This window comes from Streptomyces sp. NPDC091682, assembly GCF_044756625.1.
Taxonomy (GTDB): Bacteria; Actinomycetota; Actinomycetes; order Streptomycetales; family Streptomycetaceae; genus Streptomyces.
This window is the reverse complement of the sequence record NZ_JBIVTH010000008.1, coordinates 131,555-155,122: the sequence shown is the minus strand read 5'-3', so window position 1 is coordinate 155,122 and position 23,568 is coordinate 131,555. Positions and strand designations below refer to the sequence as shown.

Sequence of the window (23,568 nt, the reverse complement as noted above, 5' to 3'; positions counted from 1 at the left end):
TCCACTCCGATCGTGGGGGGTCGGGGATGAGTGTCGTTCGCGGCCGAGTATGAGCGTGAACATGACGAGATTGGGACATCTCGGGGGGCATAAGGCCCGCGTTATGGTGCCGTGGCGGCCCGACTCGTACGCTGCCCGGATGCAGCTGGAGTTGAGGCATCTGCAAGCCGTTTGCCGGATAGCGGAGGCGGGCAGTCTGGGGGGCGCGGCGCGGCGGCTCGGAGTGTCCCAGCCCGCACTCTCCGCCCAGTTGCGCCGCATCGAACGGGTCACCGGGGGCGAGCTCTTCGTACGGGGCCGCAGCGGGGTGGAACCCACGGCACTGGGCCAGTTCGTGCTGGCCAAGGCGCGTCGGGTGCTCAGCGAGATGGACGATCTGGGGGCGGAGGCGCGCGCCATATCGACCGGTGGCCCGCTGCGGCTGGGCTGCATCATGCTCGTGCTGCTCGACGGCCTCCTCGCCCAGACCGACCTGTCCATGTCAGGCCGGGAGATAGCCGTGGACCTGGAGGATTCGGTCACCGTGCTGGCGCGGATGCTCGGCGCAGGACGCTACGACGCCATCGTGTACGGGGAGGTCAACGACCACGAGGTGCCGCTCCCGGAGGGAACCCTGGCCAGGACGCTGATCCCGAAGGAGCCGTTCTGCATCCGGGTGTCCGCCGCGCACCCCCTCGCGGTCCTGGACCGCATCGAACTGGCCGACCTGGCCGGGGAGTCGTGGATGACACTGGTCGAGGACGACGACGGCGGCCCCGAGGCGCTCGTCACCGCCTGCGCGAAGGCCGGATTCAGCCCCTCACTGCGCTACCGGATCACCGACCGCAAGATGCAGCACGACCTGATCGCCGCGGGACGCGCGGTCGCGCTCAGCCAGCCGACGGCCCCGTCGGGGGAGGGCACGGTGATGCGCCCGCTCGTCGGCACCCCCATCATCGGCCGCATCCGCCTCGCGTGGAGCCGTGCGGCGCTCTCGGCCGGGCAGGCGGAACTGCTCTACCGGGCCGCGGCCCGCGCCTACCTGGCCAATGTGGACAACAACCCCTTCCACAAGGTGTGGTGGGACGCCCACCCGGAGGTGCATCCGGTGCTCGACTGACCGGTGGTGCGTCGCGGGACAGGGCGCCGGTCAGCTCCGGCGGTGGGCCGTCAGAAGCAGGTACTCCCACTCCATGACCCCGTCCACCGTGTGCTCGGCGGCGAGGGCGTCGAGCGCCGCGTCCAGCTCGGCGACCCGCTCCGGTTCACCTGCGACGGCGCGGTAGACGGCGACGGTGGGCCCGTAGCAGGCCTTGAAGAACTCCCGGAAGTCCGTGGGCCCCGTGAAACGGTCCACGCGCACCGTCCGCCGGCGGGAGTCCACGTCGGTGACCGCGTCGCCGAGCAGCTCGTGCACGTGTTCCTCCTCCCCCCACAGCGGGGGCGGCTCGGCCCCGGGCGGCGGCGGGGGAGCGTACGGCTTCATCGTGGCGAACATCCGGCCCACGAAGCCCTGCGGGGTCCAGTTGATCAGCCCGACCGTGCCGCCGGAGCGGCAGACGCGCAGCATCTCCTCGGCGGCGGGCCGGTGGTGCGGGGCGAACATGATGCCGACGCAGGACATCACGACGTCGAACTCGCCGTCGGCGAACGGCAGGTGCTCCGCGTCCGCCTCCCGCCACTCCAGCGTGGCCCCGCGCACGGCGGCCAGGTGCCGGCCGATCTCCAGGAGTTCGGGAGTGAGGTCGGAGGCCACCACGTCGGCCCCGGCCAAGGCGGCCGGGATGGCGGCGTTGCCCGAGCCCGCCGCGATGTCGAGCACCCGGTCGCCGCGCTGGACGCCGCACTCCTTCACGAGCACGGCCCCGAGATCCGGGATGACGTGGGACGCCACCGACTGGTAGTCGCCCAGCGCCCACATCGCGCGGTGTCGGGCCTTCAGAGTGCGGTCCGCCTGGGCCGCATCGCTCGCCTCGGTCATGACGGCCGTCCTCCAGGGCTCGGTACAGCCCCTTCTCCGAGCATAGGTACGTTTTGCCGACCCGGCCCGTCGGCGGCCCGGGGGCGCCCCTTCGGCGCCGGCGGGCCCGCGCCCGCCGTTCAGTCGCGCGACGCCAGGCGGCCGAAGTCGCGGGCGAAGCCTTCGCGGAAGCCGGGCCGTTCCAGAGCCCGCTCGAAGGCGCGCGCGGCACGGGCGAGTGCGGCCTCGTTCTCCTGGGCGGTGGCGAGTTCGGCGAGGTACGCGCGCAGGCTCAGTCCGCGGCCCGCGGCGAGTGCGGTGAGGCGGTCGTGCACATCGGTGTCGACCTCGACGGTGGTGGTGTCGGCCATGGTCCGAGTATGCGCGCCCGGTGACCGGGCGGGGGCCCGTTCGGCGCAGGCGTGCAGCCTACGGGGAACGGACCCCGGTACGGTCCTCCAGGTTCTGCGGTGGTCCGGAGACGGATCAGAGGCGGTCCGGCGGGCTCACAGGGAGCAGGTGTTGACCGTGTCCGTCCCGGGCGCCGCCGCAGGCACCGTACGGCTCACCGGCGGGGCGACACCCCGCCCCGTCCAGGCCGTCAGCGCGTCGAAGGCGGTCCTCAGGCACGGCGACATCGGGCGGACGAGTTGAGGGAAGGGCTGGACCAGGCCGTCGGCGTGGGTCCCGCCGGTGATCCGGTAGTAGCGGTGCAGATCGCCGCGCCCGGAGTCCTCGACCATCTTCGCGTAGACGTCACCGCTCCTGCTGATCGGCAGGAGGGCGTCGAGCGTGCCCTGGACGGTGATCAGCGGCCGCCCGATCCTGCCGGTCAGCGACAGGCGCTCGACCGTCCTGTGCACCCGGTCCGGCCGGTCGGCGTAGACGTAGTCGGCGTCGCAGCCCTTCTGCGTCCCCGCCGCGCAGAGCGGGATCCCGGCCTCCCGGTCGCCGTCGTAGCCCGGGTCGATCTCCTCGCGCATGGTCCGCTGGAGCGGGTCCCACAGGTTGCGCCAGTGCCATTCCCACATCGGCCTGGTCTCGGCGGGATACCCGGCGGCGTACATCTCCGCAAGGGCGGCCGGGTCGCCGAGGGCGGCGCGCGGATAGGCGCGCAGCGCGGCGGGGGCGGTGTCCAGGATGTTGGGTCTGTCCGGGGTGAGCAGCAGGCCGTGCAGCTCGACGCCGCCCGTGTAGAGCTCCGGGTGGTTCTCCAGCTGCCACCGGACCAGATAGCCGCCGGCGGAGGCGCCCGCCATGAAGGTGTTCGCGGGCATGCGGCCGTAGTGCCGTGACACGGTGCGCCGGGCGGCCACGGTCAACTCGGTGACGCGCTCGTTCCATTCGGCCATTGCGTCACCGGGGCGCTTGCCGTCGGTGTAGATCCGTTCGCCGGTGTTGCCCTTGTCGGTGGCCGCGTACGCGTACCCCTGGGCGAGCACGTGATCGGAGATCAGGCGGTCGTTGGCGTACTGCTCGCGCAGGCCGGGCGGTCCCGCGACGACGAGACCGCCGTTCCAGTGGTCGGGGAGCCGGATCACGAACTGACTGTCGTGGTTCCAGCCGTGGTTGGTGTTGGTGGTGGAGGAGTCGGGGAAGTAGCCGTCGAGCTGGATCCCCTTGACCGCCGACGGAGCGACCGCGCCGGGCGCCTCCAGTCCGAGCCAGTCGTTCTTGTCGGTGTGCCCGGAGGCCATGGTCCCGGGCGTGGTGAGATCGGCGAGGCAGGCACCGATCAGGTATTCGGCGCCGGGGACGCGCACCGTGCACTTCGAGGAATCGGGCGCCGCGCTCCCGCTCCCGCTCGCGCTCGCACCGGTCGAGGTCGAGACCAGTGCCGCGGCCAACAGCGCCGCGACGACGGCGGCGACCGGTCGGACAACTCTCATCACGGGGTTCCTGCCTTCTCTGGCCTCTGCGTCATCTGCGTGATCTGCGATAGCTGCGTCGGCAGCGTCGGCTGCGTCGGCTCTGAAATCCGTGGCATTTGCTTCTTCCGCTGTCATCGGCGGACCCGACCTGCCGTCCGGTGTTCCGAGGCTAGGAAGACCGGGGCGCCCGGCCCCAGATGCCGAGCGGCCACACCGCGCAAGCACCCACCGCCGGACGGCACATGACCTCCGGCCGAAGTTCGTCACTACGACGGGCCCGGGAAGCCGTCAGGAGCCGCCGCACCGTCTGCCGCGCGTATCGTTCGACGTCGGCGGGCCCGCAGGCCGCGTCCGCACTCCAGGAGAGGGAACCGATGACCGCGCTGCCGAACCCGGCCACCGGGCCCGCACGCCCGCTGCCGTGGCTGCCGCCCCTCGTCCACGCCGTCGTGCTGGCCGGCGGGCTCTACGGGGGTGTGGTGGCGGCCGGTCCCGCCGACCCGCGCGCCCTCGGCGGGTTCGCCGTGAGCCTGCTGCTCCTGGCGGCCCTCGACGTGGCCGAGCGGCGTCGCCACCCGCAGCGCACGCCCGTCCGCCCTGCCCTCGCACTGCTCGTGTCACGCCTCGCGCTGTTCGCCGTGGCGAGCGCCCTGGACCCGACGGGCGTTTCGCGGGCGCTGTTCGTACTGCTGCCGCTCACCGCCTACTTCGCCTTCGGCCGCCGCAGCGGTATCGCGCTGGGGGTGGCCTGCCTCGCGGTGATCCTTGCGGGGAACCTCCTGCGGGTCCCCGAGTGGTACCTGCGGCCCGACACGGTCACCGACCTGCTGATGTCCGGCCTCGCCCTGCTGCTCGCCGTCACGATGGCCACGGTCGCCGTACGGGAGCAAGAGGCCCGCCTGAGGCTCGGGGAAACCGTGGACGAACTGCGGGACTCCCATGCGCAACTGACCGCGTACGCCGCGCAGGTCGCCCAGCTCTCGACGGTGCGCGAACGCAACCGGCTGGCCCGGGAGTTCCACGACGGCCTCGGCCATCACCTCACGGCGATCGCCATCCAACTCGAGAAGGCGTCGGCCTTCCGGGCGACCGACCCGGAAACCGCCGAACGGGCCGTGGCCGATGCACGCCTCTCCGCGGTCCGCGCCCTCGACGACGTCCGCCGGTCGGTCCGGGCGATGCGCGACGAGGACGACGGGTTCTTGCTGTCCACCGCGCTGGCCGACCTCGTGCACCACGTGGACGCCGCACCGCCGGTGGTCACGCTCAGCCTCTCCGGGGACGAGCACGGCCACCGCTCCGAAGCCCTCGCCGCGCTGTACCGGGCGGCGCAGGAGGGACTCACCAACGTGCGGCGCCACGCGGGCGCGAGCCAGGTCCGGCTGTCAGCGGTCTTCGGCGAGGACGAGGCGCGCCTCGTGGTGGCCGACGACGGCCGCGGCTTCCCCGCCAACCCACCACCGGGCCAGGGCGGTTTCGGCCTGCTCGGCATGCGCGAACGCCTCGCCCCGCTCGGGGGCCGGGTCCGGGTCGAGGCGGCGCCGAGCCGCGGGACCGTGCTCACCGTAACGGTGCCCCGCGTCCCCGCAACGGTGGGGCGGGCCGGACGATGACGGCGGATTCCGTCGCCGGCACGGTGCGCGTGCTGGTCGTGGACGACCAGGAGCTCGTTCGCGAGGGCATCGCCTCGCTCCTCGGGATCCAGCCCGGCATCACCGTGATCGGGGCCGTGCCGGACGGCCGGCAGGCGGTCGAGGCGGCCGTGGCCCACCACCCGGACGTGGTCCTCATGGACATCAGGATGCCCGTCATGGACGGGGTGACCGCCGTCGCCGAACTGGCCGACCGGGCCCCCGACTGCAAGGTGATCATGCTGACGACCTTCGACGACGACGAGTACGTCGGCCGGGCCCTGGGGGCGGGCGCCATCGGCTACCTCCTGAAGAACCTGCCCTCGGCCGAACTGGCCGCCGCGGTACGCCTGGCACACGCGGGCGTGGCCCAGCTCGACGCCGCGGTGGCCCGCAGGCTCGCGGCCGGAGCCTCCCGCCCGGTGCCCCCGCCCCCGGCCCCCGCCCCCGCCCTCTCGGCGCTCACCGAGCGCGAGACCGATGTACTGCGGCTGATCGCCACCGGCTCCACCAACCGCGAGATCGCGGGCCACCTCTTCCTCAGCGAGGGCACGGTCAAGAACCACATCTCCCGCGTCCTGTCCCGTTTGGGCCTGCGCGACCGGACGCACGCCGCCATCTACGCCCGCGACCACGGCCTGCTCTAGGGGGTGTCTTTCGACCTCAGGGACGGACGCGGCCCGAGAGCCAGGGCGTGAGCGAGGGGCCCCCGACGCGTTCCCGGTACGTTTCGTCGCCGGGCAGGGGGACGGAGAGCCAGTACCCCGGCGGGAAGAACCGCCCCTTCACGAAGGCCAGTCCGCCGTAGACGGACCGTAGGAACGCGGGGACGGAGTCCCGGGGGACGTCGTCGAACTCCACCCCGTCGACGGTGATCTTCGCGTCGTCCTCGGGGAAGATCCGCACGCTGACGGTCGGGCTGCCGCCCAGTTCGACGAAGGCCTCGTGGGGCAGGGATCCGTTGGGGTCGAGGACGGAGAACAGGGCCGAGGAGGCCCGCCGCGACGTCTGGTCGGCGCCGATGTCATCCGTGACGGACACGGCCAGCCGGTACTCGTCCGCGACGGCCCGTATTGCGCCGACGGCCGACTCGGTGGTCGGCAGGGAGGGATGCGTCATGATCCAGATGATGCCGCATGCCGCCCCCGGGGACGTCGGGCTCCGCTCCCCCCTCAACGCGGGGGCGGGGAGCCGGATAGGGTGCGGGCGAAGCCGGGTGCCCGGACCGTCGCGGGGGAGGTGGCAGTGTGCACACCGTGCCCTGGGTGCACGTCGTACCGGAACAAGGCGCGCTACCTGTCGATCTGTTGCTGCCCGAGACCGGCAGGACGTACGCGGTGCGCCTCGACGGTCGTGAGATGCGGGACACGGACGCGGTCTTCCTGCAGTTCTACGACCGACTGAAGCTGCCGGACTACTTCGGGTGGAACTGGAACGCCCTCCTCGACTGCCTGCGCGATCTGCACCGGCTACTGCCCGCGGACCGCTACGTGTTCATCGTCGAGGCTGCGGACGAGGTGCTGCCGGACGATGCCGACGCACGGCAATTGCTCTTCAGGACGCTTCTGCGGGCGGGCCGGCGATGGTCCTTCACACGGCGGTCCGACGGCGTCGACCTGAGCAGGCTCGTGATCGTGATGTCCTGTGCGGCAGCATCCGTTACGGACCTGCGGGAGCAATTGCGCCTGTGCTGGGACGAGACGGTCGCGTCGCCACCGCGCATCGTGGAAGGGGCTCCGTGACGCTCGTCATCGAACTTCGGCGTGGGGTGTCCACCGCTCGGACGCGCCGGAAGCCCGGGCCGCGTCCGGCAACGGGGATGTTGGAGCGGATCATCGCCGAAGACGCGTTCCGGGCGGCGATCGAGCGGCTCGGGCGCCCCGGGCGCCCCGGGCTGCCCACCCTTGCGGACGTGGACCCGTACGCGGACACCGTGCTCCGTGGTGGAGCGGTGGCCCGAATGGTGCGGGAACTGGAGGCCTCGGACCTGACCCGCTTGCACGGTGCGGAACGCGAGGTCATGGCCACCCTGCTGACCTGGGGCCTGCGATGCCGTCGGGAGACGGACCTGAGGATCGCCTTCTCGGGCGACTGACCGGGCGCCTGACCGGGCGCGGGTCGGGCGGGTCCGTGCGGCGGGCGACGCCGTTATCCCGCCAGGGAGTTCTCGGGGGCCAGGACGGCGGCGATCCGGCCGGCGATGGTCTGCGCCGTGTTGTTCTCGGGGCTCTTGGGACCGACCGTGGTGGACACCGCGATGGCCAGGCGCTCGCTCGGGAGGTACGCCTGGATCGCGGCGTAACCCGCGAAGGACGGGTTCGACTGGATCCAGCCGTTCTGGACGATCACGCCGTAGCCGAAGTGCCGGGCCGGAAGCTGGCGGAAGCAGTCCTTGGGCGCGCAGCCGGGGGTGTTGCCGCCGAGGCCCACCGTGCCCGGGTCCAGCTGGACCTTGAAGCTCTGCGGCGATAGGAGCTCACCCGTACCCACGACCTCGGCCGAGCGGGCCAGGTCGCAGATGTGTGTGTTCAGGACCGCGCCGGGGGCGGTGGTCCAGGAAGGGTTCCAGTAGGTGGACTCCTCGTACTTGCCGCGCTCCGCGTCGAACGAGTGCAGGACGGGCTCCTCGATCTGGGGCGTGAAGCTGTTGCGGGTGTTGTCTAGCCCGGCGGGCCCGGTGATCTGCTGCTCCATCACCTTGGCCAGCGGCATGCCGGAGATCTTCTCCAGGGCCTGCCCGAGGAGCACGAAGTTCGCGTGGGAGTAGCTCCAGCTCGTCCCCGGCTCGTAGAGCAGCGGGTGGGCGGCGGAGATGCCCACGAGTTCGTCGGGGGTCCACTGGCGGAACGGATCGGCGTACAGGGCCGCGAGGAACTTCGGGTCCGGCACGTAGTCGCGCAGGCCCGAGGTGGAGGCGCCGAGCATGCGCAAGGTGATCTCGTCGGCGTGCGGCGCGTCCGGGAGCCAGCGCGAGACCGGGTCGTCGAGGCCGGCCTTGCCGTCCTCGACGAGTTGCAGCATGGCGATGCCCATGTAGACGATGGCCACCGAACCGGCCCGGAAGTGCATGTCCGCCGTGGCCGGGACCCCCGTCATCGACTCGCCGAGGGCTCCGGTGACGATCTCCCGCCCGTCGCGCGTGACCCGCAGGACGACCGCGTTCAGGTCCAGCTCCTTCTGCGCGGCCCTGGCGATGTCCAGGATCTGCTTCGCCTCGCCCCCCGAGGGCTCGGTGGACGCCACGCACGACGTGGTCGCGGCCCCCGCCCCGGTCGCCGCCCACGCGCCACCGGCCGGCAAGGCCGTGCCGAGCAGGGCGGTGGCGCACAGCAGCGCCGTCCGGGCCCGGCCCGGGTGCGCGGTGCTCACTCCGGTCACGGCGACCTCCTCCGCGAAGGGCCCCTGGGGACGAGGCCCACCCTTCGATGGAACGCCCACCGTGCGCGACCGGCCAGTCGACGCCACCTCGGCCACAGCACTAGCCGGCCCAGCGGCCCGTCAGGAAGGTGATGGCGACCACGGTGGAGAGGGGAGTCACGACGTAGAGGTAGGCGGTCTGGATCCGGGGGCGCTTCAGGCTCCACGAGGCCAGGCCGATCCACAGCGGCCACCACAGGAGGGTGGAGCGGGGCACGGACGTGTACCAGTAGGAGGTGCCCAGGGCCCACAGGGTGAGGCCGATGTACAGGGCCTCGGGCCAGCGGCGGCCCCGCACCAGCAGGGCCAGGAGCACGACGCCGACCACCATCGCGAGGAGTTCGGCCTGCCACATGAACGCGTACCCGGTGGGCTGGACGTGGTGGAAGGCGGCCTCCCAGGTGTTCGCCCAGGCCTCCCACGGTGCGTGGAAGTCCCGGTACCAGCCGCGCTCCTGGGAGTGCTTCCAGGCCATCCAGTCCCCGGTCCAGCTGTGCAGGTACCAGCTGTAGAGGGCCGGGGCGAGGGCCGGCAGGAGGAGCCACGGGGCCGAGCGCCAGGCGGTACGGCCGCGGGCGGTGAGGACGAAGTGCAGGGCGAGGGCGGCCGCGAGGAACAGGCCCGTGACGCGGACCGAGCAGGCGAGGCAGGCCAGTGCCGCGGCCGCGGGCCAGTTCTGGCGCTGCGCCGCCAGCCAGGCGGGCAGGGCCAGGGCGAGGAAGAGCGCCTCGGTGTAACCCGCGGCCAGGAACACGGCGCACGGCGAGAGCAGCAGGAAGGCCACCGCACGGCGGCCCGTTTCGAGGTCGGCCAGGTGATGGCGGGCGATCCGGGCGAGGGCCAGGACGGCGACGCCTCCCGAGAGGAACGAGATCAGTACCCCGGCAGCGGCCCAGTCGGGGACCACGGTGTGGACGACGCGCAGGGTGAGGGGGAAACCGGGCAGGAAGGCCTCCCGGTTGTCCCAGCCGGCCGTCCAGGGTCCCGCCTGGCCGGGGAAGTAGCCGTCCTGGGCTATGTGGAGGTAGAACCACCAGTCCCATTGCTGCCAGGGCGAGAAGACCGAGGCGGGCCGCCGGGCCTGGCCGTCGGCCGGGAACAGCCAGCTGACGGCACCCGCGGTGGCCCAGATGCCGACGCGGGTCAGCAGGTACAGCCACACCACCTCGCGTTCACCCGGGCCGAGCCGCAGGAACGCAGGACGGGCGCGGCGCAGGAGACGGAGGCGGCGATCGGTCTCGCGTACGGGGGGCCAGGCGGTGGGCGAGCCGGGCAGCTCGGCCGGCCGACGGGGGGCGGAAACGGACATCTCGGGATCTCCTGGCCGTTTGAGGGTGTGCGGATCCACCGGCCCTGGTTCAGGCCGGTGTCCGCTGACGGTGTGCTGCGGGGAGAGGGGTGCAGAAGAAGGAGGGAAGGGAGGGGGCGGGAAGCGGGGACTACCGGGGCGACTGGGGCGGCGTGGCCGACGTGGTCGGACGCGTGGTCGCGGTGGAACCGACCGGCGGCGCTGTCGAGCTGCTCGACGGCAGCACGCTGTTGAGCGGCGGCGGCGTGGTGCTGCGCGGCGGCGTCATGGAATTCAGGCTCGGCGTCATGGAGTTGGACGGCGGCGTCGTGGAGTTGAGCGTCGGCGTCATGGAGTTGGACGGCGGGGGCGGTGCGGACGTCGGGGACGGGGCCGCGGGAGAGGGGGTGGTCGCGGGGAGGTTCGGGCCCGGGTCCCCCGGAAGGAACACGGACAGGGCCGCACCGGATCCGGCGAGGACGAGGAGGCAGGCGGCGGCGATACCGACGATCCGGCGCCGGCGGTGCCGTTCGCCGCGCCGCTCGATGACGGCGACGGGCGGGGCCGTGCTCGCGGACTGTCCGGCGGAGGCCGCTGCCCGGAACAGGGACCGCAGCGGGTCGTGGGAGTCAGGCATCGGGAGCCTCCTCAATGCGGGGGTCCTGCAGATGACGGGAGAGCGCGACCCTGCCCCGGGACAGGTGGGTCTTGACCGTGCTGGTGGACAGCGAGGTCTCGGCGGCGATCTGCTCGACGCTCAGGTCGCACACGTAGTGCAGCGCCATGGTCCGGCGCTGTTTCAGGGGCAGTTGCCGCAGCGCCTCGACCAGCGCCACCGCCTCCGGCCCCGGTCCGTCCACATGAGCGGCGGGGGCGGTGCGCTGCCAGGCGTCGGCGGTGCGCCGCCGCCCGCGCCAGCGGCTGACGGCGAGTCGCCACGCGACAGTGCGGATCCACGCCTCGGGCCGGCCGTCGCGGTCCAGCTGACGCCGGCGGCTCCACCCTCTGACGAAGGCTTCCTGCACCACGTCCTGTGCCTCGTGGTGGTCGCCGAGCATCACGTAGAGCTGTCCTGTGAGCCGTCCTGCCGCTTGCGCGTAGAACTCCTCGAACTCCTCGATGGTCAAAAAATCGCTCCCGAATCCATGTGTCCCTCTCACCGGGCATACGCACGCCGCGCCCCATCCGGTCGACACCGGACGACAGATCGTTGTGTGAGTGCCGTCACACGGCGGGTCGGGTACCCATCGTCGCGGCGGCCACGGCGCGGCGGGGCGGCGGCGCCACGGGCCACCGGGTGACGTGGAGCCAGGCTCCGGGCCGGCACCGGTCCGGGGGAGCGGACGGCGGAAGGAACCGGATCGGGACCCGCGCCCGCGCCCGGACCCGACGCCGGCCGATGCGCCGTGCTGTGCGGGGGAGAAGGGCCCGGCACGGCAGAAGGGCCCGGATCCATGAGGATCCGGGCCCTTCTGATCAGTAGCGGGGACAGGATTTGAACCTGCGACCTCTGGGTTATGAGCCCAGCGAGCTACCGAGCTGCTCCACCCCGCGTCGGTGGACCTCACCTTACGGCATCTCGGGGGCGGTCTTGGACGCGTTTACGGGCGGTCGTGTCCGGAGTGTGGGCGAAAGGGCTGAATCTCATCCTGAAGGCGAAATCATTCCCCCTGGTGACAGTGCGTGCAGGCGTGTACCTTCACGGGTAGCTGTCGTGGTTCCAAGTGCCTTGCCCGTGCCTTTTGGTGTGGGCAGTTTTGCTGTGTTGTGCCGTAGGACCAGGGCGATCACCTCCGTCTTCCACGCCGTGTGGAAGACGTACGTCAACGGGAAGGCATGAACATGGCTACGGGAACTGTGAAGTGGTTCAACTCGGAAAAGGGCTTCGGCTTCATCGCCCAGGACGGTGGCGGCCCGGACGTCTTCGCCCACTACTCGGCGATCAACGCCTCTGGCTACCGTGAGCTGCAGGAGGGTCAGGCCGTGACCTTCGACATCACGCAGGGTCAGAAGGGCCCGCAGGCGGAGAACATCACCCCCGCCTAGTCCCGGACGACGGCCCGGTGTGACCACCGGGCTCCGGAGAACCGTTTCCCCGTCCCGCCCGTTCGCTGAACGGGCCGTGGGAAAGATCAGGGCCGTGCGGCGCCGCCGCACGGCCCTGATCCGTCTCCCGGCTCCGCACGCTGCCATGCCCGGGTGGGCCACAGGCTGAGCACGGTTGTGCAGGCACGGGTCGGCGGAATGCTCCAGGAACTCGTCGACTCCGGTCGGGAGAGTGGCCTCCAGGTGGCGGCATCCGGTCGGCGAGCCGATCGACTGGGACACCGTGTGCGCGGTCGTCGCGCCCGCGGAGCCCCTGTGGGAACCGGGCTCCGCCAGCGGGCACCACGTGGCTGGACCTTCGGCTGGATCCTCGGCCAGACCGTGCGCCACTTCGTCGGCCTGCCCCGGACGGCCGGCAGGTGAACGCACGGCTTTCGGCCACCACGGAAGCGGCGGCAGCATCGCCTTCGCCGACCGCGCCCGCGGCCTGGCCCGGCCTTCAGGCTCACCCGGACCCGCCTGGTGGGCGGCGCGGCCGATACGGCCGCCCGGACGCTGGCGGACGAGATCCGATCGGTCGTCACAGGAGCGAAGGGGTCCTGGCGCGACGTACTCCCCGCAGCCGAACGGCGGCCCCGATCACGGCGAGCGCCACGGTCGCGATCCCCGACGCGGCCAGCACCTGCCGGGGCCCGAGGAGCGCGATCAGCGGGCCGCCGAGCGCGGTGCCCACCGGCCCGGCGGTCAGCAGGGCGGCGCTGCGGGCGGCGAGGACCGTGGTGAGCGAGGCGGGCGGGGTGCGTTCCTGGAAGAGGGTGTAGGACAACGCCGTGAACGGTCCGTAGATCAGGCCGCCGAGGGTGAAGCAGGCGAGGGTGACAGCCACCGGCGCGCCGAGGCCGAAGGGTACGAGCGCCAGCCCCCAGCCCGCGACGATCCCCAGGGTGACCGGCCAGAGCGGGAACCGGCGCAGTACGCCCGCGGTCAGGCCACCCAGCACGGCGCCCGCGCCGAACAGCGTCCAGTACAGCCCGAGCAGGCCCGCCCCGGCGTGCAGGTCGTCGGTGACGTGCAATGGGAGCGCGACCTCCGCCGGCCCGTAGAGGAAGTTGAAGAACCAGGTCAGGGCCAGGACGCCGAGGAGCTCGGGCTGCTTGCGCAGCAGGCGCAGGCCGGCCGCCGACCGGTCGGCGTCGACGGGCGCGGCCGTTGCGGCCGTCGCCCCCTTCCCGTCCTGCCCGGCCGCCGCACCCCGCAGTCGCCCGACCTGGACGGCGAGCACGGCGAAGGACAGTGCGTCGAGGCCGATGAGCAAGGCGGGGCTGATCACCGTCGCCAGGAACCCGGCGAGCGCGGGGCCGACGACGATGGAGGCCGAGGCACTGGAACTGACCAGCGCGTTGGCGGCCAGCCGCTGATCGGGCGGAAGGATCTGGGCTATCAGGGAGTACCTGCCCGCGTTCCCCCAGGCGTGCAGGACGGACGAGCCCGCGAGCAGGGCCACGTACAGCACCGGGTGCAGCACCCCCGCGACCCAGGCCAGCGGCACACAGCCGAGGAGCACCGCGCGGATCCGGCTGTCGGCCACCAGCAGCCGCCCGGCGGGAAGCCGGCGCAGCCACCGCCCGAAGAGCAGTGCTCCGGCCGCCCCCGGAAGCGCGTACGCGGCGAGTGCGGCCCCCAGGAGCATCCCGGACCGCCCCGGCGGAGCGATCTCGATGGCCAGCCATGCCACGGCGACCACGCTCATTCCGTCACCGAGATCGGAGGCCGCCAGAGCGGGCAGCAGCCGCCGGAAGTCGGCATGGGCGAACAGCGGCCGGTAGGGCCGGGGGAGGAGGCGAGTTGTCTGTACGGGAGTCACCAGGTCAGACTCATGGTTCAAGCGCACTTGAAGTCAAGGGGGAGTGACGGGTGCGACAGCTCGGGATCGGTGAGCTCGCTCGGCAGGTGGGGATGAGACCCTCGGCGCTGCGCTACTACGAGAGCGTCGGTCTGCTGCCGCCCGCCGAACGGGCCGCGGGCCGGCGCGTCTACCCGGCCGGCACCGTGCGGCGGCTCGCCCTGATCAAGATGGCCCAACGGGCCGGATTCACCCTCGCCGAGATCCGCGACCTGCTCGACGGCGACGCCGAGCGCGGTGCCACCCGGCAGTGGCGCGCCCTCGCCGAGAGCAAGCTCCCCGAACTGGACCGGTTCATCGAGCAGACGCAGATCCTGCGGGACGCCGTCGCCGACTGCCTGGCCTGCGGATGCATGAACTTCGAGAAGTGTGCGCTGCTCTCCGCCGAAGGCCCCGGCTCTTGATCGGTGCGGTCGGCCGATGCTGCTCAAGGCCCCATCAAGCCGTTCAAGGCCCGTTCAAGGCCCGTTCGAAGCCTGCTCAAGGCCCGCCCAAGGCTCGATCGAGGCCTCCTCAAGGACCCGCTCGACGGTCCCGTTCGGCCAGCCCGGCCTCGTACGCGGCGATCGCAGCCTCCACCCGGTTCCGTACCCCGAGCTTGCCCAGGATCGCGCTCACGTGTGCCTTCACCGTGCCCTCGACCAGCAGGAGGCGAGCGGCGATCTCGGCGTTGGACAGACCGGTGCCGAGCAGCGCCAGGACGTCGTTCTCCCGTTCCGTCAGCCCCTCCACGGCGTTCCGCGCGGGCCCGCCGCCCACCATCCGCCCGCTGCGCAGTCCGGCGACGACCCGGGCGGCGACCTTCGGCGAGAGGTACGCGCCGCCCGCGGCCACCGCGTGCACGCCCGCCAGCAGTTCCCGGGGGTCGTCCGCTTTGAGCAGGAACCCACTGGCACCCTCACGCAGGGCGCGGCCGATGAACTCGTCCTCGCCGAAGGTGGTCAACATGATCACCGCAGTGTCGGGCAGCTCCCGGTGGATCCGTGCGGCCGCCGCGATCCCGTCGAGCCGGGGCATCTGGATGTCGAGCAGCGCGACGGCGGGCCGGAGCGCGCGCACGGCGTCGAGGGCCTCGTACCCGTCGGCCGCCTCGGCGACGACCTCGATCTCCGGATCCCGCGCCAGGATGGCGCGCACGCCCGCCCGGACCATCGCCTCGTCGTCCGCCAGCAGCACCTCGACCACCGGTGCAGTCTAACGCCGGTCCGCGGTCGGGCCGTTCGTCGGGGACCCCTGACGAAAGGCGGGGATCCATCGCCGACCTGCGGGCGATGCCTGCCGGCCCTGCTGGTTCTTACGGTCGTCACAGCACCGACGACACCGGAAGGAAACCGTGATAACCCTACGAGGCCTGACCAAACGCCACGGCGACACCGTCGCCGTGGACGGATTGACCCTGGACGTCGAGGAGGGCCTGGTGACCGGCTTCCTCGGCCCCAACGGCGCGGGGAAATCGACCACGATGCGGATGATCCTCGGCCTGGACCGGCCCACCGCCGGCCACGCGCTCATCGACGGGAAGCCCTACGCGTCGCTGCGCCACCCGCTCCGCGAGGTCGGATCCCTCCTCGACGCGAAGGCCCTGCACCCGGGCCGTCCGGCGCGCAGCCACCTGATCGCACAGGCCCGCAGCAACGGCATCCCCGTGCGCCGGGTCGACGAGGTCCTGGAGACGGTGGGCCTGGCCACGGTGGCGCGCCGACGGGCCGGGGCGTTCTCCCTGGGCATGTACCAGCGGCTCGGGATCGCGGGCGCCCTCCTTGGGGATCCGAAGGTGCTCATCCTCGACGAGCCGGTCAACGGCCTCGACCCGGACGGCGTGCGCTGGGTGCGCGAGCTCGTCCGTGCCCAGGCCGCGCAGGGCCGTACGGTCTTCCTCTCCAGCCACCTGATGAGCGAGATGCAGCTGACGGCCGATCGGCTCGTCGTCATCGGCCGGGGCCGGCTGTTGGCCGACACCCCCATGGCCGAGCTGCTCGCCGCGAGCGCCTCGGCATCGGTACGGGTGCGCACCGCCGGCCCCGACGACCTGCGCGCCCTGACCGACCGCCTGCTCGCCCACGACGGGGTGTCCGCCGAACCCGCCCCCTCGCCCGGCGGCGGCGCGGGGAACGAGATCGTCGTCAGGGGCAGGACCGCCGGGGAGATCGGCGATCTCGCCCACCGCCTCGGCATCCCTCTCCACCAACTGCACAGCGTCTCGGCCTCCTTGGAACAGGCCTACATGGAACTGACCGAACAGAGCGTCGAGTACGCGACCCGAACGGCGAAGGTGTGACCCCGATGACCGACACCAGGACGGACCCGGCGCGCCGCGCCGCCCCGGCTCCCGCGGGCGGCGGCTTCGCCGGTGCGGTCGGCGCGGAATGGACCAAACTGTGGTCCATCCGCACGCCGTACGTCTCCCTACTCGTCGGCATCCTGCTGACGGGAGTCTTCACCTTCTACTACGGCTCCATCGCCCGGATCAACGACAAGCCCGTCCAGCCGCTCGGCAACGCCCCGGTCTCCTCCGTCATCCTCGGTCAGTTCGTCATCGTCGTGCTCGCGATGACCGTGGTCACCAGCGAGTACGCGACGGGCAGCGTCCGCACCTCGCTCCAGTGGGTGCCGGTCAGACACCGCCTGCAACTGGCCAAGGCGGTCGTCGCCGCGGCGGTGTCGTTCACCGCCGGATGCCTGTTCGCCGTCCTCGGCATGGCCGTGGCCCGGGCGCCCTTCCGCGGCCACGCGTCCTTCGATCCGGGCAAGGCGGTCGCCCAGACCCTGGCGATGGGCCTGTACTGCGCCCTGGTCGCCGTGCTCACGGTGGGGGTGGCGTTCGCCCTGCGGACCGCGGTCGGCACGCTGGCCGCTGTCTTCGGGCTCGTCTCCGCCCTCCCCACCATCTGTACCGGACTGGGTGGCTCCGTCCTCCTGGCGGTGAACGACGTCCTCCCGCAGACCGCGGGCGGCCACTTCATGCTCGCGGACGGCGACGCCCCCTACCCGCCCGTGGTCGCGATCCTGATCGTGCTCGCCTGGACGGCCGCCGCCCACGTGACCGGACGGTTCGTACTGCGGCGGCGCGACGGGTGACAGGGTTGGCCTCGGCCGGTGACCGGGGCGGTAACCGGGGCGGACCGGAGCAGCGGGACCGATGAGAGGGGAGTGGCGGGGGTGGGTGTGAGGATGCGGGGGGCCGTGTCGACGGCCGCGGGGCGGGGGCCGGCCGTGCGGGACGCAGCGCTGTGGGCGGTGATGGCGGGCGCCGCGGTCCTCGCCCACCGGGAAGCGGCCCATCATCCCTCGCCGGTCTTCGGCCTGGTCCTGCCGCTCCTGGTCCTGGCGGTGGCGGTGCCCGCCGGCCGGACCCGGCCCGGGGCGGCCGTGTTCCTCGCCAACGCGGTCGTCGCCTCGGGTCTGGCAGATCCGACCACGACGGCGAGTCCGTACCTGACGGCGCTGGCCGTACTGGCGTACCTCCTCGGCCTGCGGGTGGACCGTACGGGGCCCGCTCTGGTGCTGTTCGGAGCCTGCACGACCATCGACCTGGCACTGTGCGCCGTCCTGGGCGTCGGCGCCGTGTACTGGTTCTACGCGATGTCGTTCATTCCCGCGGCCCTCCTCCTGCCCTGGCTGGCCGGTCGCTACCGGCGGGCCAGGCTGGCCCTGGTGCACGAGGGCTGGCAGCGGGCGCGCAGCCTCGAACAGCGGCAGCGGTCCGTGGCCGAGCAGGCCCGGCTGCGCGAACGCACCCGGATCGCCTCGGACATGCACGACTCGCTCGGCCACGAACTGAGCCTCATCGCCCTGCGCGCCGGGGCCCTGGAACTCTCGCCCACGCTGACCGGCCAGGACCGGGCGGACCTGGCCGTGCTGCGCGCTGCCGTCTCCGACGCCGTGGGTCACCTCCGGGACACCGTCGGGGTGCTGCGGGACGGCTCCGACGGTGCGGAGCCGACGGCCTCGTCCGTGGAACCGGTGGAGGAACTCGTCGCCCGGACCAGGGAGTCCGGGGTCATGGTGCACCTGCGGCGGGAAGGTCCGCCGCGGTCCCTGCCGCCCCTGGTCGACCGCAGTGCGTACCGCGTGGTCCAGGAGTCGCTGACCAACGCGATCAAGCACGCGCCCGGCAGCACGGTCCACGTCAACATCGCCCAGCAGACGGACCGGACCGAGGTACGGGTGACCAACTCCGCGCCGCGGGCCGGCTCACCGGCCGCAGGCCCGGGGGGCGCCGTGGGGCGGGACCCGGGACACCGCGGCCTGACCGGCCTGCGCGAAAGGGTCCTGCTCATCGGTGGAACGTTGCACGCCGCACCCAGGGAAGGCGGCTTCGAGGTCCTCGCCACGCTGCCGGACCAGGTGAGCCCGGGGCGGGGGAGAAGCACCGGGGAGCCCGGGGAGCCCGGGGAGCAGGCCGGCTCCGCATCGGCGCGGCGGCTCGCCGTCGCCCGGCGCGGCGCCCGGTACCGGTTCGTCGCCGCGTTCGCCGCCCCCGTGGGGTTCGGCCTCGTGACCCTCGCCTCCTGCGCCTACCTGGCCCAGCAGCTGACCACCTGTGTCCTGCGCCCCGCGGACTTCGCCGAGGTCCGGGTCGGCCAGGACGTCGCAGAAGTGGCCCGGTTCCTTCCGGAGCAGCAGTTCCGGTACGTCCCGGACGCCGTGCGGGCGCTGCCCGTACCCCCCGGCACCGTGTGCGCGTACTACCGCTCGAACGGCAACCTCCTCGATCAGGTCGACGTCTACCGGCTGTGTTACGCGGGCTCCCGGCTGGTGGCCAAGGACGTGCTGCCCGGCTGAGCGATCGGGGAGCCCCGGCGGATGAGGCATGATCAGGGGATGTCTGATCGCATCATCGCCGCCTGTGACGGAGCGGCCAAAGGTAATCCCGGTCCGGCCGGCTGGGGTTGGGTCATCGCCGACGCCCAAGGGCGCCCGGAGCGTTGGGAGGCCGGCCCGCTGGGACGGGCCACCAACAACATCGGGGAGCTGACCGCCCTCCAGCGGCTGCTGGAGGCAGTGGACCCGGGGACGCCCGTCGAGGTGCGGATGGACTCCCAGTACGCGATGAAGGCCGTGACGCAGTGGCTGCCGGGCTGGAAGCGCAACGGGTGGAAGACCGCCTCCGGCCAGCCCGTCGCCAACCGGGAACTGGTCGAGGCGATCGACCGGCTGCTGGCCGACCGTGACGTCACCTTCCAGTACGTTCCCGCGCACCGCGAGGACGGCGACCACCTGAACGCGATCGCCGACCAGGCCGCCAGCGACGCGGCGGTCAGGCAGGAGGCTGCCGGAACCGCCCTCGGCAGCACGCAGATGCCGGTTCCCGCTCCGGCCGCGGCCTCCCCCGCGCGCCGTAAGGCGGCCGCGCCGGGGAAGCGTTCGTCCGCGCGCACCGCGACGGGCGGCGGCGGATCCCGGGCCATCAAGGCGAAGTTCCCCGGTAGCTGCGCCTGTGGAAAGCCCTACGCGGCAGGCGACATGATCACCAAGAACGGCAGCCGGTGGGGTCACCAGGCCTGCGGTTCGCTAGGGGCGGTGGACGCGTAGGTACTCCACCGCGTAGGACATCTGGGACACGCCCGGGGCGGGCGCCGGGTGGTAGCGCCCGGCGCACACGGACAGGTTGACGATGAGGTACGCCCGCCAGTTGCGCCCGACTCCCCGGCGGTCGGCGAAGACCCGGGTGCCGTTGACCCACCACACGACCGAGCGCGACCCGAACTCGACCTTGAGGTCGATCCAGCCGCCGGGGGCGATGGAGGAGTCCCGGTGGTAGCGCGAGCCGCCCCTGACGTGGTTGGAGAGTTCGAGCAGGTCGGGATTGTCGGGGTGGTACTCGAAGACGTCGATCTCGTTGCCGCCGTCCAGCCAGGTCCAGATCGCAGGCCAGGCACCGATCTCGGAGGGCAGCCGCACCCGGGACTCCAGTACGTCACCGGTCCGCACCATGAACCCCTCGTCGCTGCCCTCGGTGGTCAGCAGACCCGCGTTCCACTTGCCGTCCGGGCGGCGGGTCGCCCGGAAGGTGCCGGTGCGGCTGTAGGAGGGATCGGCCACGAGGTAGTCGAGTTTGTTGTCACCGGTGTTGGTGGGGCCACCGTTCGGATACGCCCAGGACCGGCCGGCGACCCACTGGGTGGTCGACCTGAAGTCCGCGGTGAAGACCGGGGCCCGGGCGCTCAGCGGTGCGGCCCCATCGGTAGGGGTACCGGTGGAGCGTCCTGTGAGCCGTCGGAGCCAAGAGAGAACCTGAGTGAGCATGAGCGGCTCCTTCCCCATGGATTGACGCTCTTGCAGCATGCCCGGTCGCGGTGCGTTACATACCGGTGGACCGGTTTGTGTTTTCTCCGCCCGGATGCCGGCCGGAGCCACGGGATAAACGAGACCCCAACATCCGTTTTTCATAAGCCAGTTAGGCGGGACCGCGGCGGGGTACGATCCGTGCCGTGGGGGGACTGGTGGGAGAGAGCAGAGGGAAGGCCGTCCTGCGCGCCTGCGGCTGCGCGGTGGCGGGACTCTTCCTCATCGCAGGGTGCACGGCCGACAGCACGTCGAAGGGCGGTGCCGCGAGCGGCACCCCGGGCACGTCGGCCGCGCCGTCGGACACGCCGTCGGGCACGGGCAGCCCCGGCGCGAGCACCCCGGCCGCCCGACCGAGCAGCTCCGCCCGGATCCCGATGCCCCCGGTCGACGAGTCCAAGCAGCCGAAGACGGCCGCCGAGGCCCGTGACCTGCTCGCCCGGATCATCATCGCCGAACAGGACCTCGGGCCCGAGGTGGTGCGCAGCGCCCCGTTCGAGAGCGGCCCCGGCCGCTGGCCCGTGCTCGACGAGGCCTGCGTCTGGCAGACCGAGGGCCTACCGGACGACGTGCTCGCCACGAGCACCCGCCACTTCCACGTCCCGGCCAAGGACGGCCGCGGCCGCGTGCGGGTCAACGCCACGGTCACCGTTCACCACAACCGCGAGGAATCCGGCTGGGAGACCGCCCGCGCCATGGAAGAGGTCCTGCGGTGCCCGGAGCAGAAGCTGCGTGAGGGCGAGGACCTCAAGGATCTGTGGGGCGGCGCCTTCTACCTCGGCGAGCAGATGAACGAATGGACCGAGGACGCCTTCACCGAAACCGGCAAGTACGTCAGCGAGCAGGACGGCGGCCCCTACCCCTACACCTGGTCCCAGGCCCAGTACGGACCCGTCACCGTGGCCATCGCCGCCAAGGGCGCGCAGGGCGTCGCCGACGGCGACCTGACCGCCTACGTGGCCAAGGGCACCGGCCAGATGATGTACCTGGCCAAGCAGGAGCTCGGAAAGGCGGCGGGCTGATGGAGCCGCTCCATCCCTCTGACCCCTCCCGGATCGGCGGCCACCGGCTCCTCGGGCGCCTCGGCGCCGGCGGCATGGGCGTCGTCTACCTCGGCCGGACCGACGACGGCGCGCTCGCCGCGGTCAAGGTGATCCGTGCGGAGTACGCCGAAGAAGCCGACTTCCGGGCCCGCTTCCGGCGCGAGGCCGAGATCGCCGCCGAGGTGGACAGCCCCTGGGCCGTCCGCATCACCGGCGCCGACCCGGACGCCACCGAACCCTGGCTCGCCACCTCCTTCGTCGCCGGACCCTCCCTCGCCGAGGCCGTCGGGGCCCACGGCCCGCTCCCGCTGCGCGCCGTACGGATCCTCGGCAAAGCCATGGCCCGGGCCCTCGCGGTGATGCACGAGCAGGGCCTCGTACACCGCGACGTGAAGCCCGGGAACGTCCTCCTCGGCATGGACCGTCCCCGGCTGATCGACTTCGGGATCGCCCGCGGCGGCGAGCACACCGCCCTGACCTCCGCCGGCGCCGTACTCGGCACCCCCGGTTTCCTCCCGCCCGAGCAGGCCGAGGGCCGCCCCGCCGAACCGGCCGGCGACGTCTTCTCGCTCGGCTGCCTCCTCGCGTACGCCGCCACCGGACGGCTGCCCTTCGGCACCGGCACCGTGGACGCGGTGCTCTACCGCACGGTCCACGACGAACCCGACTTCGGCCCCGAGGTCCTCGCCGACCCCGAACTCACCGCGCTGCTGCGCACCTGCGTCGCCAAACACCCCGACATCCGCCCCGGCGCGCGCGAGCTGGACGCTGCACTGACCGAGGACACCCCGGGGGAGGGCACCGACTGGCTGCCCGACCCGGTCGTCGCCACCATCGCCGAACGAGCCGCCGCACTGCTCGCCCTGCCCGGCATCGACGAGACCGTCGCCGACCCGGACGCCGCCCCCGCGCCCGGCACGGCCGCGCCGGCGCCCACCCGCAGGCGGTTCCTCGCCCTCGCCTCCGGCGGCGCCGTCCTCGCGGCCGGCGGCGGCCTGGCCGCCTGGCTGGCGCTGCGCGACCAGGACGAGCCCGGCACCCCGGCCGCGGACGCCCCGCGGCAGTGGGTGATCGGTGTGCACGCCGACCTCTCCGGCCCGCAGAAGGCCGCCGGACAGGCCCAGGAGCGCGGGGTGCGGCTCGCCGTCGACGCCTTCAACTCCCGGAAGGAAAAGCCCTTCACGCTCACCGTCGCCACCGCCGACGACGGCGGGAAGGCGGACCGCTCGGCGGCCGTCGCCACCGGACTCATCGCCAACCGTGACCTGTTCGCCGTGGTCGGCCCCACCGGCAACGACTCCGTGATCCCGTGCCTGGAGCTCTACGGCGAGAGCTCCGTCCCCCTGGTGACCGTCTCCGCCCTGGCGACGACTTTCAGCATCACCGACCGGCGCAGCTTCTTCCAGAGCTGCCCGATCTCCTCCGGCCAGGCCGCCTTCGTCAACTTGCAACTCGCCGGCCGGCAGGGCGTCCGGCGGATGGGCATCCTCAGCGACCGCGCCGGGGACACGGACACCTTGCAGGCGGTCCAACTGATCAGCCGCACCATCGGCGCCTTCGCACCCGAGGCCACCTACTACGGGCGCGTCGTGCCGCGCGGAGTCACCGATTTCGCCCCGGTGGTCACCGATCTGCTCGCCCACGGCATCGACGGCTTCTTCTACACCGGCACCCCGGCCGGCGGGGCCAAGGTCGCCGGGCTGCTGGCCGCCGCCGGTTTCAAGGGTCCCCGGGCGGCCGACTACACCATCGCCGGCCCCGAGTTCCTCGGCGCCGCCGGCCGGGCGGCCGAAGGCTGGCAGTTCTTCACCCCGTACACCGGCCCGGAGGCCCCCGAGGTCGCGGAGGTGACCCGGGCGCACCGGGCGGCGTACGGATCCGCCCCCGACATCTGGACCGCCGAAGCCTTCGACGCCACCCGACTGATCATCGACCGGCTGGTCACCGCCGCCGCGGGCGGCACGCGCCCGACCCGTTCCGCGCTGCTCACCGCGCTTACCCAGGGCACCTTCCGGGGCCTGACCAAGGAATACGCCTTTGACGAGCGACGCCAGGTCAAGGGCAACGTCTACTTCACGCACCAGGTGGAAGGGGGCCGGATGCGCTACGTCGGCCCGGCCGTCCAGCCCGCGCCGGGATAAC

General features: G+C 72.5%; 24 protein-coding genes and 1 tRNA gene. 13 read left to right on the top strand and 12 right to left on the bottom strand.

Annotated elements, in window-relative coordinates; all coding sequences use genetic code 11:
* Nucleotides 1–139: 139 nt before the first annotated feature.
* Nucleotides 140–1,099, top strand: a complete 960-nt coding sequence (locus ACIQK6_RS20140; protein ID WP_329095174.1) for a LysR family transcriptional regulator — start codon at nucleotides 140–142, stop codon at nucleotides 1,097–1,099.
* A 30-nt stretch (nucleotides 1,100–1,129) separates the two neighbouring features.
* Here ACIQK6_RS20140 and ACIQK6_RS20135 read toward each other — a convergent pair whose 3' ends face one another.
* The 3 genes from ACIQK6_RS20135 to ACIQK6_RS20125 all read right to left on the bottom strand — a co-directional run bounded on the left by ACIQK6_RS20135 (nucleotide 1,130) and on the right by ACIQK6_RS20125 (nucleotide 3,828).
* A complete protein-coding gene (locus tag ACIQK6_RS20135) occupies nucleotides 1,130–1,960 on the bottom strand; it encodes a class I SAM-dependent methyltransferase (protein WP_329095172.1) in 831 nt (276 codons plus the stop codon).
* Between the two features lie 119 nt (nucleotides 1,961–2,079).
* The gene (locus ACIQK6_RS20130) at nucleotides 2,080–2,310 is read right to left on the bottom strand and encodes an antitoxin MazE7 (RefSeq protein ID WP_329095170.1); all 231 of its coding nucleotides are present in this window, start codon (nucleotides 2,308–2,310) and stop codon (nucleotides 2,080–2,082) included.
* Between the two features lie 135 nt (nucleotides 2,311–2,445).
* The gene (locus ACIQK6_RS20125) at nucleotides 2,446–3,828 is read right to left on the bottom strand and encodes a tannase/feruloyl esterase family alpha/beta hydrolase (RefSeq protein ID WP_329095167.1); all 1,383 of its coding nucleotides are present in this window, start codon (nucleotides 3,826–3,828) and stop codon (nucleotides 2,446–2,448) included.
* Between the two features lie 356 nt (nucleotides 3,829–4,184).
* Here ACIQK6_RS20125 and ACIQK6_RS20120 point away from each other — a divergent pair, with 356 nt between their 5' ends.
* Both ACIQK6_RS20120 and ACIQK6_RS20115 read left to right on the top strand, forming a co-directional pair.
* The gene (locus ACIQK6_RS20120; protein ID WP_329095163.1) at nucleotides 4,185–5,423 is read left to right on the top strand and encodes a sensor histidine kinase; all 1,239 of its coding nucleotides are present in this window, start codon (nucleotides 4,185–4,187) and stop codon (nucleotides 5,421–5,423) included.
* On the top strand, nucleotides 5,420–6,088 hold the full coding sequence (locus tag ACIQK6_RS20115; protein ID WP_329095161.1) for a response regulator transcription factor: 669 nt from the start codon (nucleotides 5,420–5,422) through the stop codon (nucleotides 6,086–6,088). The genes ACIQK6_RS20120 and ACIQK6_RS20115 overlap by 4 nt, the downstream gene beginning before the upstream one ends.
* A gap of 16 nt (nucleotides 6,089–6,104) precedes the next feature.
* Here ACIQK6_RS20115 and ACIQK6_RS20110 read toward each other — a convergent pair whose 3' ends face one another.
* Nucleotides 6,105–6,560 (bottom strand): hypothetical protein, encoded by a 456-nt coding sequence (locus ACIQK6_RS20110; RefSeq protein ID WP_329095159.1) that lies wholly within the window; start codon nucleotides 6,558–6,560, stop codon nucleotides 6,105–6,107.
* A gap of 128 nt (nucleotides 6,561–6,688) precedes the next feature.
* On the opposite strand from ACIQK6_RS20110, the gene ACIQK6_RS20105 reads away from it, so the two are divergent.
* Together ACIQK6_RS20105 and ACIQK6_RS20100 are read left to right on the top strand one after the other, a co-directional pair.
* Nucleotides 6,689–7,183, top strand: coding sequence for a barstar family protein (locus ACIQK6_RS20105; protein WP_329095157.1), 495 nt, complete (start codon nucleotides 6,689–6,691; stop codon nucleotides 7,181–7,183).
* 77 nt (nucleotides 7,184–7,260) lie between these two features.
* Entirely contained in the window at nucleotides 7,261–7,536 is a 276-nt protein-coding gene (locus tag ACIQK6_RS20100) for a hypothetical protein (protein WP_329095155.1), read from the top strand.
* A gap of 53 nt (nucleotides 7,537–7,589) precedes the next feature.
* On the opposite strand, the gene ACIQK6_RS20095 is transcribed toward ACIQK6_RS20100, so the two are convergent.
* From ACIQK6_RS20095 to ACIQK6_RS20075, 5 genes are all read right to left on the bottom strand, one after another.
* Nucleotides 7,590–8,819 (bottom strand): serine hydrolase domain-containing protein, encoded by a 1,230-nt coding sequence (locus ACIQK6_RS20095; RefSeq protein WP_329095154.1) that lies wholly within the window; start codon nucleotides 8,817–8,819, stop codon nucleotides 7,590–7,592.
* 100 nt (nucleotides 8,820–8,919) lie between these two features.
* Nucleotides 8,920–10,167 (bottom strand): mannosyltransferase family protein, encoded by a 1,248-nt coding sequence (locus tag ACIQK6_RS20090; protein WP_329095151.1) that lies wholly within the window; start codon nucleotides 10,165–10,167, stop codon nucleotides 8,920–8,922.
* A 130-nt stretch (nucleotides 10,168–10,297) separates the two neighbouring features.
* Entirely contained in the window at nucleotides 10,298–10,783 is a 486-nt protein-coding gene (locus ACIQK6_RS20085; RefSeq protein WP_329095150.1) for a hypothetical protein, read from the bottom strand.
* Nucleotides 10,776–11,273, bottom strand: a complete 498-nt coding sequence (locus ACIQK6_RS20080; RefSeq protein ID WP_329095149.1) for a SigE family RNA polymerase sigma factor — start codon at nucleotides 11,271–11,273, stop codon at nucleotides 10,776–10,778. Before ACIQK6_RS20080 ends, ACIQK6_RS20085 begins: the two co-directional genes overlap by 8 nt.
* Nucleotides 11,274–11,626: 353 nt before the next feature.
* Nucleotides 11,627–11,700, bottom strand: a tRNA-Met gene (locus ACIQK6_RS20075).
* 288 nt (nucleotides 11,701–11,988) lie between these two features.
* On the opposite strand from ACIQK6_RS20075, the gene ACIQK6_RS20070 reads away from it, so the two are divergent.
* A complete protein-coding gene (locus ACIQK6_RS20070; protein WP_030384970.1) occupies nucleotides 11,989–12,192 on the top strand; it encodes a cold-shock protein in 204 nt (67 codons plus the stop codon).
* A gap of 580 nt (nucleotides 12,193–12,772) precedes the next feature.
* On the opposite strand, the gene ACIQK6_RS20065 is transcribed toward ACIQK6_RS20070, so the two are convergent.
* Nucleotides 12,773–14,056, bottom strand: a complete 1,284-nt coding sequence (locus tag ACIQK6_RS20065) for an MFS transporter (protein ID WP_329095147.1) — start codon at nucleotides 14,054–14,056, stop codon at nucleotides 12,773–12,775.
* A gap of 50 nt (nucleotides 14,057–14,106) precedes the next feature.
* Here ACIQK6_RS20065 and ACIQK6_RS20060 point away from each other — a divergent pair, with 50 nt between their 5' ends.
* On the top strand, nucleotides 14,107–14,499 hold the full coding sequence (locus tag ACIQK6_RS20060) for a MerR family transcriptional regulator (protein ID WP_329095145.1): 393 nt from the start codon (nucleotides 14,107–14,109) through the stop codon (nucleotides 14,497–14,499).
* A gap of 109 nt (nucleotides 14,500–14,608) precedes the next feature.
* Here ACIQK6_RS20060 and ACIQK6_RS20055 read toward each other — a convergent pair whose 3' ends face one another.
* Nucleotides 14,609–15,280, bottom strand: coding sequence for a response regulator transcription factor (locus tag ACIQK6_RS20055; RefSeq protein WP_329095143.1), 672 nt, complete (start codon nucleotides 15,278–15,280; stop codon nucleotides 14,609–14,611).
* A 148-nt stretch (nucleotides 15,281–15,428) separates the two neighbouring features.
* Between ACIQK6_RS20055 and ACIQK6_RS20050 the strand changes: the two genes are divergently transcribed.
* The 4 genes from ACIQK6_RS20050 (at nucleotide 15,429) to ACIQK6_RS20035 (ending at nucleotide 19,630) form a co-directional block, all read left to right on the top strand.
* Nucleotides 15,429–16,373 (top strand): ATP-binding cassette domain-containing protein, encoded by a 945-nt coding sequence (locus ACIQK6_RS20050; protein WP_329095141.1) that lies wholly within the window; start codon nucleotides 15,429–15,431, stop codon nucleotides 16,371–16,373.
* A 5-nt stretch (nucleotides 16,374–16,378) separates the two neighbouring features.
* Complete coding sequence (locus ACIQK6_RS20045; RefSeq protein ID WP_329095139.1) at nucleotides 16,379–17,173, top strand: ABC transporter permease; 795 nt, start codon at nucleotides 16,379–16,381, stop codon at nucleotides 17,171–17,173.
* A gap of 105 nt (nucleotides 17,174–17,278) precedes the next feature.
* Entirely contained in the window at nucleotides 17,279–18,880 is a 1,602-nt protein-coding gene (locus ACIQK6_RS20040; protein ID WP_329095137.1) for a histidine kinase, read from the top strand.
* A 39-nt stretch (nucleotides 18,881–18,919) separates the two neighbouring features.
* Nucleotides 18,920–19,630, top strand: a complete 711-nt coding sequence (locus tag ACIQK6_RS20035) for a ribonuclease H (RefSeq protein ID WP_329095135.1) — start codon at nucleotides 18,920–18,922, stop codon at nucleotides 19,628–19,630.
* Here the strand turns inward: ACIQK6_RS20035 and ACIQK6_RS20030 are convergent.
* Complete coding sequence (locus ACIQK6_RS20030) at nucleotides 19,610–20,344, bottom strand: beta-glucanase (RefSeq protein WP_329095133.1); 735 nt, start codon at nucleotides 20,342–20,344, stop codon at nucleotides 19,610–19,612. The two genes, ACIQK6_RS20035 and ACIQK6_RS20030, sit on opposite strands and share 21 nt — an antisense overlap.
* A gap of 197 nt (nucleotides 20,345–20,541) precedes the next feature.
* On the opposite strand from ACIQK6_RS20030, the gene ACIQK6_RS20025 reads away from it, so the two are divergent.
* Both ACIQK6_RS20025 and ACIQK6_RS20020 read left to right on the top strand, forming a co-directional pair.
* The gene (locus ACIQK6_RS20025) at nucleotides 20,542–21,405 is read left to right on the top strand and encodes a hypothetical protein (RefSeq protein WP_329095131.1); all 864 of its coding nucleotides are present in this window, start codon (nucleotides 20,542–20,544) and stop codon (nucleotides 21,403–21,405) included.
* Nucleotides 21,405–23,567 carry a bifunctional serine/threonine-protein kinase/ABC transporter substrate-binding protein gene (locus ACIQK6_RS20020; RefSeq protein ID WP_402695191.1) on the top strand — a complete coding sequence of 721 codons (2,163 nt, stop codon included), beginning with the start codon at nucleotides 21,405–21,407 and terminating at the stop codon, nucleotides 23,565–23,567. The genes ACIQK6_RS20025 and ACIQK6_RS20020 overlap by 1 nt, the downstream gene beginning before the upstream one ends.
* Nucleotide 23,568 lies beyond the last annotated feature (1 nt).